Source organism: Enterobacter sp. RCC_40 (genome assembly GCF_041360735.1).
Classification (GTDB): Bacteria; Pseudomonadota; Gammaproteobacteria; order Enterobacterales; family Enterobacteriaceae; genus Enterobacter; species Enterobacter ludwigii.
Window position 1 is genome coordinate 754,714 of record NZ_JBFUPR010000002.1, and the last position, 12,197, is coordinate 766,910.

The 12,197-nt window shown below is 55.7% G+C and carries 11 protein-coding genes; 6 read left to right on the top strand and 5 right to left on the bottom strand.

Going from position 1 to position 12,197, the window contains the following annotated elements; all coding sequences use genetic code 11:
- Positions 1 to 63: 63 nt before the first annotated feature.
- On the bottom strand, positions 64 to 759 hold the full coding sequence (gene aqpZ / locus AB6731_RS11735; RefSeq protein ID WP_025204573.1) for an aquaporin Z: 696 nt from the start codon (positions 757 to 759) through the stop codon (positions 64 to 66).
- 289 nt (positions 760 to 1,048) lie between these two features.
- On the opposite strand from aqpZ, the gene AB6731_RS11740 reads away from it, so the two are divergent.
- Positions 1,049 to 2,707 (top strand): ATP-dependent endonuclease, encoded by a 1,659-nt coding sequence (locus AB6731_RS11740; protein WP_014169354.1) that lies wholly within the window; start codon positions 1,049 to 1,051, stop codon positions 2,705 to 2,707.
- Here AB6731_RS11740 and AB6731_RS11745 read toward each other — a convergent pair.
- The gene (locus tag AB6731_RS11745) at positions 2,704 to 3,660 is read right to left on the bottom strand and encodes a VirK/YbjX family protein (protein ID WP_181240109.1); all 957 of its coding nucleotides are present in this window, start codon (positions 3,658 to 3,660) and stop codon (positions 2,704 to 2,706) included. The genes AB6731_RS11740 and AB6731_RS11745 overlap by 4 nt on opposite strands.
- A 159-nt stretch (positions 3,661 to 3,819) precedes the next feature.
- Between AB6731_RS11745 and macA the strand changes: the two genes are divergently transcribed.
- Both macA and macB read left to right on the top strand, forming a co-directional pair.
- Entirely contained in the window at positions 3,820 to 4,935 is a 1,116-nt protein-coding gene (macA, locus tag AB6731_RS11750) for a macrolide transporter subunit MacA (protein WP_020884838.1), read from the top strand.
- Positions 4,932 to 6,872: a macrolide ABC transporter ATP-binding protein/permease MacB gene (macB, locus tag AB6731_RS11755; protein WP_331705829.1), complete on the top strand. Its 1,941-nt coding sequence runs from the start codon at positions 4,932 to 4,934 to the stop codon at positions 6,870 to 6,872. The genes macA and macB overlap by 4 nt, the downstream gene beginning before the upstream one ends.
- A 70-nt stretch (positions 6,873 to 6,942) precedes the next feature.
- Here the strand turns inward: macB and cspD are convergent, their stop codons facing one another.
- Positions 6,943 to 7,164, bottom strand: coding sequence for a cold shock-like protein CspD (gene cspD / locus AB6731_RS11760; protein WP_008499993.1), 222 nt, complete (start codon positions 7,162 to 7,164; stop codon positions 6,943 to 6,945).
- 267 nt (positions 7,165 to 7,431) lie between these two features.
- Between cspD and clpS the strand changes: the two genes are divergently transcribed.
- From clpS to AB6731_RS11775, 3 genes are all read left to right on the top strand, one after another.
- Entirely contained in the window at positions 7,432 to 7,752 is a 321-nt protein-coding gene (gene clpS / locus AB6731_RS11765) for an ATP-dependent Clp protease adapter ClpS (protein WP_006174393.1), read from the top strand.
- A 28-nt stretch (positions 7,753 to 7,780) separates the two neighbouring features.
- Positions 7,781 to 10,060 carry an ATP-dependent Clp protease ATP-binding subunit ClpA gene (gene clpA, locus AB6731_RS11770; protein ID WP_020884836.1) on the top strand — a complete coding sequence of 760 codons (2,280 nt, stop codon included), beginning with the start codon at positions 7,781 to 7,783 and terminating at the stop codon, positions 10,058 to 10,060.
- Positions 10,061 to 10,435: 375 nt separating this feature from the next.
- A complete protein-coding gene (locus AB6731_RS11775) occupies positions 10,436 to 10,882 on the top strand; it encodes a hypothetical protein (RefSeq protein WP_181240107.1) in 447 nt (148 codons plus the stop codon).
- A gap of 70 nt (positions 10,883 to 10,952) precedes the next feature.
- Here AB6731_RS11775 and infA read toward each other — a convergent pair whose 3' ends face one another.
- Both infA and aat read right to left on the bottom strand, forming a co-directional pair.
- Positions 10,953 to 11,171, bottom strand: coding sequence for a translation initiation factor IF-1 (gene infA, locus AB6731_RS11780; protein ID WP_002211347.1), 219 nt, complete (start codon positions 11,169 to 11,171; stop codon positions 10,953 to 10,955).
- A gap of 284 nt (positions 11,172 to 11,455) precedes the next feature.
- Positions 11,456 to 12,160, bottom strand: a complete 705-nt coding sequence (gene aat, locus AB6731_RS11785; protein ID WP_014169362.1) for a leucyl/phenylalanyl-tRNA--protein transferase — start codon at positions 12,158 to 12,160, stop codon at positions 11,456 to 11,458.
- Between the last annotated feature and the right edge of the window lie 37 nt (positions 12,161 to 12,197).

Below are 12,197 nucleotides of genomic sequence, written 5' to 3' on the forward strand. Positions count from 1 at the left end.
ACCCGGCCTGAGTGTTGTCATGCAGGTCGGGTAAGCGTAAGTGCTACCCGACTGCACACGCAATTAATCGCGTTTTTCCAGCAGGGTGCGATACAGCACGCCGCCCAGAATACCGCCGATGATTGGCATTACCCAGAACAGCCACAGCTGCTCAAGCGCCCAGCCGCCCTGGAAAATAGCGACGGCAGTACTGCGCGCCGGGTTTACGGAGGTGTTGGTGACCGGAATAGAGATCAGGTGGATAAGCGTCAGCGCCAGACCAATGGCAATAGGTGCAAAGCCCGCCGGGGCGTGTTTGTCGGTTGCGCCGTGGATCACCAGCAGGAAGCCTGCGGTCAGCACAATTTCAATCACGATGGCAGAGAGCATGGAGTAACCGCCAGGGGAGTGTTCGCCGAAACCGTTTGAGGCGAAGCCGCTTGCGGCGGCGTCAAAGCCGGCTTTACCGCTGGCAATAACGTACAGAACCGCTGCAGCAATAATCCCGCCAACAACCTGGGCCACAATATAACCAATGACTTCTTTAGCAGGGAAACGACCGCCCGCCCATAAACCTAATGTCACCGCCGGGTTAAAATGACCACCGGAAATATGACCCACGGCAAACGCCATGGTTAATACGGTTAAACCGAATGCCAGCGCAACGCCGACAAAACCAATACCTAATTCCGGAAATGCTGCTGCCAGAACGGCGCTACCGCAGCCACCAAACACCAGCCAGAATGTACCAAAGCATTCTGCTGCTAATTTTCTAAACATAACCACCTCAATAATAAACTTCACACGCGTTCCTGCGTGCGGGATATCGTCAAAAAAGGGATGACGACTCAAAGAGCCATTATTTTAAAAACAAAAACATCCCTTCGCCACTAAAATTAATTCGGTTAATTTGATTTATGGCAACGTGATGTCATTCCTTGTTCAAATCGACGGTAAATAGAGCATAGACCAATTCTCTACAGCACGAAGGTTGTGCTGTCGTGTCAAAGTTCCTGCCGCTATACTGCTGATAACTTAAAGGAAAAAGTGATCATCTCGCGGGGGATTTATGCTTCTCGAACGTGTGGAAATTGTTGGGTTCCGCGGTATTAACCGCCTGTCGCTGCAGCTTGAGCAGAACAACGTCCTGATCGGTGAGAACGCGTGGGGTAAGTCCAGCCTTCTGGATGCGCTGACGCTGCTGCTTTCGCCCGAAGACGATCTGTATCACTTTGCCCATGATGATTTCTGGTTTCCTCCCGGCGATGTGAATGGCCGCGAAAAACACCTGCACATTATTCTGACATTCCGCGAATCCGAGCCGGGGCGTCACCGCGTGCGTCGCTTCCGTCCGTTATCACCCTGCTGGGTTCCGTGCGACGACGGTTTCCACCGGATTTTCTACCGGCTGGAAGGTGAGATGGCAGAAAACGAGGGCGTATTAACCCTGCGTGATTTCCTCGATGAGAAGGCCAACCCCATTCCGCTGGATGACATCGACGACCTGGCTCGCCACCTGATTCGCCTGATGCCGGTGTTGCGCCTGCGTGATGCGCGTTTTATGCGGCGGATCCGCAACGGCACCGTACCGAATATGCCGGAAGTGGAAGTGACCGCCCGCGAGCTGGATTTCCTGGCGCGAGAGCTGGTGGCGCGTCCGCAAAATCTGACCGATGGTCAAATCCGCCAGGGGTTGTCGGCAATGGTACAACTGCTGGAACACTATTTTTCCGAGCAGGGGACGTCGGAGTCGCGCCATCGTCTGATGCGCCGCCGCTCTCACGATGAACAACGCAGCTGGCGCTACCTCGATATCATTAACCGGATGATCGACAGGCCCGGTGGCCGTACCCATCGGGTGATTTTGCTGGGGCTGTTTTCGACGCTACTGCAGGCCAAGGGCACCGTTCGTCTCGACCGTGACGCCCGCCCGCTGCTGCTGGTGGAAGACCCGGAAACGCGCCTGCACCCGATCATGCTCTCGGTGGCGTGGCACCTGTTGAATCTGCTGCCGCTGCAGCGCGTGACCACCACCAATTCCGGCGAGTTATTGTCGCTGACCCCGGTCGAGCACGTCTGCCGTCTGGTACGTGAGTCTTCCCGCGTCACCGCCTATCGCCTCGGGCCGGGCGGGATGAACGCGGAAGAGGGACGTCGTATCTCGTTCCACATCCGCTTTAATCGTGCGTCGTCGCTGTTCGCCCGCTGCTGGCTGCTGGTTGAGGGAGAAACGGAAACCTGGGTTATCAACGAACTGGCGCGTCAGTGTGGCCACCATTTTGATGCCGAAGGTATCAAGGTCATCGAATTTGCCCAGTCGGGGATCAAGCCGCTGATCAAATTCGCCCGGCGGATGGGCATTGAATGGCATGTGCTGGTGGATGGTGACGAAGCGGGAAAAAAATATGCCGCGACCGTGCGTGGCCTGCTGAATAATGAGCGCGAAGAAGAGCGCGACCACCTAACCATGCTGCCGGCCATGGACATGGAGCACTTTATGTACCGTCAGGGGTTCGACGACGTGTTCCACCGGATTGCGATGGTGCCGGTGGATGTGCCAATGAACATGCGGCGCGTGATTGCCAAAGCCATCCACCGCTCTTCAAAACCTGATTTAGCGATTGAGGTGGCGACGGAAGCGGGGAGACGTGGCGTGGAGTCCGTGCCGACGCTGCTGCGCAAGATGTTCTCCCGCGTGCTGTGGCTGGCACGCGGGAAAGCGGATTAAGTGCGGGTCGCCTGCGTGACGTGTTGCGTCAGGCTGTCCAGTAGCGCATAGCGGCGGCGGTACTCAGCGCGCTTTTTGCTCGCAATCTCTTCCATCGGCTTACGGGGCATGGCGAGCGGCAGCATGAAGTGGCCGTTATCCTGTTTTTGCCCACCGAGGGAGAGCCAGAAGCTGTCATAATCGGCCCGCAGTTTCCCCTCTTTTTTCTTGCGGTAACGCCAGCTGCGGTAGATATGCGTGGCGTTACTCACCGCGACAATATGCTCAACCGGGAAAGCTGCGCCAAGCGTCATTGCCGTTTCAACCAGCAGGCGTTTCGGGAACAGGCCGTGACACGCTTTGGTCGCCCCCTGGATCAGTTCATGTGGAACATGTGCTTTTGCCCCCTGCAGGCCGCCGATGAACAGCGTTGTTTTTCCTTCAAACGGGCACAACGTGAAGGTCATTTCCGCCAGCACGGTATTCTGATGGTTACAAAAGACGAGGGTGGCTTCACCTTCTTTATCCATGAAGGCGTCAGCGCACAGGCGCACAGTAAACTGCTGTTCGTCTTTTCCGGTCAGGGTCAGCAGGGTTGCCCCCTGCGGTGAAAGGTAACCCTTGACCAGCGTTGCCGGAAGCTGGCGCGTCATGGTCTGGTAGTGCCAGGTCAGCGATTCCAGCGCCTGTCGGCGATCCATGTCCACCGTTAACCACGGGCGGTGCAGGCGGCACGGCAGCCCCGGCTGCACCTGCAACATTTGCATCAGGCGCGGCTGCTTTGCCAGCTCTGACAGCAGACGCGTGGTGCTGAACGGTGTCATCAGCGAACGGAGCATGAATTTACGTCGATAAGCGGGGTTTTGCCATGCCAGCCCCGGAGTGATCTTCCCGAAGGCCAGATTATTGAAGAGCTGCCAGCCGGATTTAGGCTGGTGCTGATGAGAAATAAGTGTATCGACGATGGAAGACATGTTAGATCCTGCTTCTGAAGGAAGGGTTCTATTTCAGCAGGCGAAATTTCAATAACTCATCAACAAATCGAGGCGATTTCGGTGCGCGGGGGTTTCGTTGAGGAGTCGTTTAGATAGAATCAACGTTTATAATTGCCAGAACATTTATTTGGAATATTTATGAACCTCAAGGGAAAACGCAGAACGTGGTTTCTGCTGCTGGCGGTAATTGTTATCGGGGGAGGGTTCTGGCTATGGCAGATCCTGAATGCCCCTGTACCACAGTATCAAACACTGATTGTCCGTCCGGGCGAGCTGCAGCAAAACGTGCTGGCGACGGGAAAACTGGATGCCCTGCGCAAGGTTGACGTGGGTGCACAGGTAAGCGGTCAGTTGAAAACGCTGTCGGTTGAGATTGGCGACAAGGTGAAAAAAGGCCAGCTGCTGGGCGTTATCGATCCTGAGCAGGCGCAAAACCAGATCCGTGAGGTGGAAGCCACGCTCATGGAACTGCGTGCCCAGCGTGCACAGGCGCAGGCTGAGCGCAACCTGGCCCAGGTGACGTTAACGCGTCAGCAGGCGCTGGCCAAAACGCAGGCCATCTCGAAACAAGATTTAGACACGGCTGCCACCGAGCTGGCGGTTAAGCAGGCGCAGATCGGGACTATCGATGCGCAGATCAAGCGCAACCAGGCCTCGCTGGATACGGCCAAAACCAACCTCGACTATACGCAGATTGTGGCGCCCATGGCCGGGGAAGTGACTCAAATTACCACGCTGCAGGGGCAAACGGTGATTGCGGCGCAGCAGGCGCCCAACATTCTGACCCTGGCGGACATGAGCACCATGCTGGTGAAAGCCCAGGTCTCAGAGGCGGATGTTATTCATCTGAAGCCGGGGCAGAAAGCCTGGTTTACCGTCCTCGGCGATCCTCAGACGCGCTATGAAGGCGCGCTAAAAGACATTCTGCCGACGCCGGAAAAAGTGAACGATGCCATCTTCTACTATGCGCGCTTCGAGGTACCTAACCCGCAGGGCGTGTTGCGTCTGGACATGACCGCACAGGTGCACATTCAGCTTACCGGCGTGAAAAATGTGCTCACCATTCCTCTCTCTGCGCTGGGTGAATCCACCGGCGAGAGCCGCTATAAAGTGAAAGTGCTGCGCAACGGCGAAACGCGTGAGCGAGAAGTGGTCATTGGTGCACGTAATGACACCGACGTGGTGGTGGTCAAAGGGCTGGAAGAGGGTGAGGAGGTTGTCACCAGCGAAAGCCTGCCCGGAGCCGCTAAATGACGGCGTTGCTAGAGCTGAATGACATTCGTCGCAGCTATCCGTCGGGTGATGGCCCGGTTGAGGTGCTGAAGGGGATCACCCTGCGCGTCGAAGCGGGCGAGATGGTGGCGATTGTCGGTGCGTCCGGCTCCGGTAAATCGACGCTGATGAATATTCTCGGCTGTCTGGACAGACCCACCAGCGGCACCTATCGGGTGGCCGGTATGGATGTTTCCACGCTGGACGGTGACGCGCTGGCAAAACTGCGGCGGGAACATTTCGGTTTTATCTTCCAGCGTTACCATCTGCTCTCTCACCTGACGGCGGCGCAGAACGTCGAAGTGCCGGCGGTCTATGCCGGCGTCGAGCGGAAAAAACGCCTTGAGCGCGCCCAGGTGCTGCTGACGCGTCTGGGGCTGGCGGAGCGGGTGGAGTACCAGCCCTCGCAGCTCTCCGGCGGCCAGCAACAGCGTGTCAGTATCGCACGCGCGCTGATGAACGGCGGTCAGGTGATCCTCGCAGATGAACCGACCGGGGCGCTCGACAGCCATTCGGGTGAAGAGGTGATGGCGATCCTTCACCAGCTTCGCGATCAGGGGCATACGGTCATCATCGTTACCCACGATCCGCAGGTGGCTGCGCAGGCCGAGCGCATCATTGAGATCCGCGACGGAGAGCTGGTCAGCAACCCGCCGGCGCGACACGCCCGGGCGGCGGCGCCGAAAGAAGTCCTGCCGGCGTCAACCGGCTGGGGACAATTTTCCAGCGGGTTTCGTGAGGCGCTGACCATGGCCTGGCTGGCGATGGCCGCCAATAAAATGCGCACCCTGTTGACCATGCTGGGCATCATCATTGGTATCGCCTCGGTGGTGTCGATTGTGGTCGTGGGCGACGCGGCCAAACAGCTGGTGCTGGCGGATATTCGGGCCATCGGGACCAACACCATTGATGTCTATCCCGGCAAAGATTTTGGCGATGACGAGCCGCAGTATCAGCAGGCGCTGAAGTACGACGATCTGGCGGCTATCCAGAAGCAGCCGTGGGTGAATTCGGCCACGCCGGCGGTCTCACAAAACCTCCGTCTGCGGGTAGGCAATGTTGACGTTGCTGCCAGCGCCAACGGCGTCAGCGGCGATTACTTTAACGTCTATGGCATGACCTTCAGCGAAGGTGCCACCTTCAATGCCGAGCAGTTAGCGGGCCGGGCGCAGGTGGTGGTGCTTGACGCCAACTCGCGCCGGCAGCTCTTCCCCAATAAAACCAACGTGGTGGGCGAGGTTATCCTGGTCGGAAACATGCCTGCGACGGTGATTGGCGTGGCGGAAGAGAAACAGTCGATGTTTGGCAGCAGCAAGATCCTGCGCGTCTGGCTGCCCTATACCACCATCTCCGGACGGATTATGGGGCAGTCCTGGCTGAACTCCATCACCGTTCGCGTGAAGGAGGGCTACGACAGCGCGCAGGCCGAGCAACAGCTGGAACGGCTGCTGACGTTGCGTCACGGGAAGAAAGATTTCTTCACCTGGAATATGGACGGTCTCTTGAAAACGGCGGAAAAGACCACACGTACTCTTCAGCTGTTCCTGACGCTGGTGGCGGTGATCTCGCTGGTGGTCGGCGGTATCGGGGTGATGAATATCATGCTGGTATCGGTCACGGAACGTACCCGGGAGATTGGCATCCGCATGGCCGTCGGTGCCAGAGCCAGCGATGTGCTGCAGCAATTTTTGATTGAAGCGGTGCTGGTGTGTCTGGTGGGCGGCGCGATGGGCATTGCGCTGTCGATGATGATCGCGTTTGCTCTGCAGCTTTTTTTACCCGGCTGGGAGATTGGTTTCTCGCCGGTGGCCATTCTTACCGCATTTTTGTGTTCGACTTTTACCGGCATTTTGTTTGGCTGGCTGCCTGCCCGCAATGCGGCGCGCCTGGATCCTGTGGATGCGTTGGCTCGCGAATAGGCTGAAAATAAAAATGCCAGCCGATCGGGCTGGCATTTTGACGGCGGGATGTACACAATAAAACAGAGAGCTATGCGACCGTTTCTGCTTCAATGGGTACGATCAGGCTTGCATGATTGCCTTTTGGTCCCTGGTGTACATCGAACCGGACGGACTGCCCGGCTTTGAGCGTTCTGTAACCATCCATCTGAATGGTGGAATAGTGAGCGAAGATATCCTCGCCGCCGCCTTCGGGGCAGATGAAGCCAAACCCTTTGGCGTTGTTGAACCACTTAACAGTACCCATTTCCATGCTTCGACATCCTTCGTAAATCTTATAAGTTAAGATGGAATGAACCGGTGGTGGAGTGGGGGCTGTTCAAAACCTCGCCATCTCACGCTTGTACAATTTAGAGAAACGAAAGAAGTCGTCAAGCGTTTGGCGCTTGAGATGGGACAATAATCAACCAAAGTTTGAAGCAGTTAACGCTATTGCAACAGTTTGTGACAGACATCGCGGATGACAGTAATAGATGATTGTTATCTAACATCTGAGGTAGATTCAAAGTGGTTATGCAAAATGGGTAAGACCAACGACTGGCTGGATTTTGACCAGCTGGCGGAAGATAAAGTGCGTGACGCGCTAAAACCGCCATCTATGTATAAAGTTATGTTAATGAACGATGATTACACGCCGATGGAATTTGTTATTGACGTGCTACAAAAGTTCTTTTCTTATGATGTAGAACGTGCAACGCAACTGATGCTTACCGTTCATTATCGTGGCAAAGCTATCTGCGGCATCTTTACCGCCGAAGTGGCGGAGACCAAAGTCGCGATGGTGAACGATTATGCGAGGGAGAACGAGCATCCGTTGCTGTGTACGCTGGAAAAGGCCTGATAAGGCATAAAATTTGGGGGAGGTGCCTATGCTCAATCAAGAACTGGAACTCAGTTTAAATATGGCTTTCGCCAGAGCGCGTGAGCACCGACATGAGTTTATGACCGTCGAGCATTTACTGCTCGCACTGCTTAGCAACCCATCTGCCCGCGAAGCGCTGGAAGCCTGCTCCGTGGATCTGGTGGCGCTACGTCAGGAACTCGAAGCCTTCATCGAACAAACCACACCGGTGCTGCCAGCCAGTGAAGAAGAGCGCGACACACAGCCGACGCTCAGCTTCCAGCGCGTGTTGCAGCGTGCGGTCTTCCACGTCCAGTCTTCCGGACGTAGCGAAGTGACGGGCGCAAATGTGCTGGTCGCCATCTTCAGCGAGCAGGAGTCACAGGCTGCCTACCTGCTGCGCAAACACGAAGTCAGCCGACTCGACGTGGTTAACTTTATCTCTCACGGAACGCGTAAAGACGAGCCGAACCAGGCATCGGATTCCAGCAATCAGGTCAATAACAATGAAGAGCAAGCAGGCGGGGAGGATCGTATGGAAAACTTCACCACCAATCTCAACCAGCTTGCTCGCGTTGGCGGTATCGATCCGCTGATTGGTCGCGATAAAGAGCTGGAGCGCGCGATCCAGGTATTGTGCCGTCGCCGTAAGAACAACCCGCTGCTGGTGGGTGAATCCGGCGTCGGTAAAACCGCGATTGCCGAGGGTCTCGCCTGGCGTATTGTGCAGGGCGACGTACCGGAAGTGATTGCCGATTGCACCATCTACTCGCTGGACATTGGCTCGCTGCTGGCGGGCACTAAATACCGCGGCGATTTTGAAAAACGCTTTAAGGCGCTTTTGAAACAGCTTGAGCAGGACACCAACAGCATTCTGTTTATCGATGAGATCCACACCATCATCGGTGCCGGTGCGGCCTCGGGTGGCCAGGTGGATGCCGCTAACCTGATCAAACCGCTGCTCTCCAGCGGTAAGATCCGCGTGATTGGTTCCACAACGTATCAGGAGTTCAGCAACATCTTTGAGAAAGATCGTGCCCTGGCGCGTCGCTTCCAGAAAATCGATGTGACTGAACCCTCTGTTGAAGAAACCGTGCAGATCATCAACGGTCTGAAACCGAAGTACGAAGCACACCACGATGTGCGTTATACCGCCAAAGCGGTACGTGCGGCGGTGGAGCTGGCGGTGAAATACATCAACGATCGTCATCTGCCGGATAAGGCCATTGACGTGATTGATGAGGCAGGGGCGCGTGCGCGTCTGATGCCAGCCAGCAAGCGTAAGAAAACCGTTAACGTGGCGGATATCGAGACCGTGGTGGCCCGTATCGCGCGTATCCCTGAGAAGAGTGTTTCTCAGAGCGACCGTGACACGCTGCGCACCCTTGGCAATCGCCTGAAAATGTTGGTCTTTGGGCAGGATAAAGCCATTGAGGCTTTGACCGAAGCCATCAAGATGGCCCGTGCCGGACTGGGGCATGAACATAAGCCTGTCGGTTCCTTCCTGTTCGCCGGTCCGACCGGTGTGGGGAAAACCGAGGTAACGGTTCAGCTCTCCAAAGCGCTGGGCATTGAGCTGCTGCGTTTTGATATGTCCGAGTACATGGAGCGTCACACCGTCAGCCGTTTGATTGGTGCGCCTCCGGGCTATGTGGGCTTTGACCAGGGCGGTCTGTTAACCGACGCGGTGATCAAGCATCCGCACGCGGTACTGCTGCTCGATGAAATTGAGAAAGCGCACCCGGACGTGTTCAACATCCTGCTGCAGGTGATGGACAACGGGACGCTGACCGATAACAACGGGCGCAAGGCGGACTTCCGCAACGTAGTGCTGGTAATGACCACCAACGCCGGTGTACGTGAAACGGAGCGCAAATCTATCGGCCTTATCCATCAGGATAACAGCACCGATGCGATGGAAGAGATCAAGAAGATCTTTACGCCGGAGTTCCGTAACCGTCTGGACAACATCATCTGGTTCGATCACCTCTCTACCGAGGTTATCCATCAGGTAGTGGATAAGTTCATCGTCGAACTGCAGGTTCAGCTGGATCAGAAAGGCGTGTCGCTGGAAGTGAGCCAGGAGGCCCGCAACTGGCTGGCTGAGAAAGGCTACGACCGTGCGATGGGTGCCCGTCCAATGGCGCGTGTGATTCAGGACAACCTGAAGAAACCGCTGGCGAACGAGCTGCTGTTTGGCTTGCTGGTAGACGGCGGTCAGGTGACGGTCGCGCTGGACCAGGAGAAGAATGAGCTGACGTACGATTTCCAGAGTGCGCAGAAGCACAAGCCGGAAGCGGCTCACTGATTTCCTGCATTAGTCTTAAAAACCGGGCAACTCACTGCCCGGTTTTTTTATGCCTGCTCGCACCGAAACTTTGCGAGGCGCTTTCCATATTTTCATCTCACTCATTGCTGTATAAATTCACAGTCCTAGAATGGCGGCGCACCTGCAAAATCAGGTGTCAGGATTGGCGTCCTGTAAGTGTGTGAGCAGCACCATTGCTGCAGGCTTCGTTCGCCCTAAGGAAAAGGGTATAATTCTGCATCTGGCGGGCGAATCGGAAGCTTCTTTTGAAGCGCCAGTAGCACACACACTGGTACGCCAATTCCTTTTCGTCCGCCGCCAGCGAACCTGGCGTTTCCTGCGGTGGTAACTCAACGTGTGTGAAGGTATTACCCAATGAATACAGAAAACTGTTTCTCCCAGCTCTACAGCGAACTCTCCCTCAACCCCGATCTCCCGACCTTGGCCGGGCGCTGCATGCTGCTCACCGAAATTCTGCTGGACTGCAACGCCCACCCGCAAACGCAGCCCGTGTGCCGCTGTTTAGGCGCGTATCTGGAAGAGGTCAAAACCGGACTCACAGAATCAATGCGTGATTTTCAGATAGTGGAATTTGAGGAGGACGCTGAACCACCGCGACAAAAAGCGTGGCTACTGGAAGATACCGAAACAAAGTGCGACTACTGCCGGGCAGTAAACCACGTGCTGCTGGTGTCCCATTTTGATCGGGATATGCTGCCGTACCTGACGGGATTGCTGCATGAGATGGCGCATTCCATGGCCGGGGATTTAATCACGCCGGCGCAGCCCCGCATGACAATACATCTTCCTGCCCGGCATTAAACCGTTAAATAAAAAAGGCCGGGGTTAACCCGACCTTTATATATTCATCTGCCATTACAGGCGAAAACAATTAGCGACTACGGAAGACAATGCGGCCTTTGCTCAGGTCGTACGGGGTCAGTTCAACAGTCACTTTGTCGCCCGTTAAAATGCGGATATAGTTTTTGCGCATTTTACCGGAGATGTGCGCAGTTACCACGTGACCGTTTTCCAGCTCTACGCGAAACATGGTGTTAGGCAACGTATCAAGTACGGTACCCTGCATTTCAATATTGTCTTCTTTGGCCATCTAATCCTCTGGGGTATCACTACCAAGTTTTGAACCGGCAAGATAATGCCGAAATTCATCAATTAAGTAAAGAATTGCGCGTTTAAAACGCAGCAAAATAGTTTCGGCGCATTGCCCAAGCGTCACGGTACAACCGAACGGAAAGCGCATTCGTAAAGGGGATACAACAGGATAAACGTCAGGACGTTATCTGAAGCGGAGGACCCAAACGGCGGCGAGGCAACAGGCAGAACCTACTCTGCGGCATAATTATAACACCCTCACAAAAAATATGCGGAAAACATTTAGGCATTGGGCATAAAGAGCGTTCTTGGTACCCAGAAGTCTCGCGGCAGCTTCTCCTGACGGCAAACGTCCAGATGTTCTATGTAGTGACGGCGGGGGATTTCAACCGCGCCGAGCGAGGCAGTATGCTCATTGAGGACCTGGCAATCCATCAGTTTTCCACCGCGCTGGGCAAACTCCTGGCAGAAGATCAGCAGCGCGGTTTTCGAGGCATTCACGGCACGGGAGAACATCGATTCGCCGCAAAACAGCGTCCCCTGCGCAACGCCATACATCCCGCCGACGAGTTCACCGTCTTGCCAGACTTCAATGGAGTGCGCGAAACCCAGCTCATGCAGCTGGTGATAGGCGGTAATGATATCGCGGGTGATCCAGGTTCCTTCATGACGGTCTTCGGCACAGCCTTCAATGACCTGACCGAAGGCATGATTCAGGGTGACGCGGTAGGGTGATTTCGCATGGAAACGCTTCATGCTGCGGCTCAGGTGAAACTGCGCCGGCCACAGCACGGCACGGGGATCGGGCGACCACCATAAAATCGGGTCGCCGGGTGAAAACCACGGGAAAATGCCGCGCTGGTAAGCCATCAAAAGCCGCGCAGGACTGAGGTCGCCGCCAAGGGCCAGCAGCCCGTTAGGTTCACGCAGCGCTCCCTCCGGCGAAGGGAACGCGATGTTATGACGAGAAAGCTGGACCAGGCGCATGACAGCAGAACTCCAATACGCGAGTTAGGATCGGTAC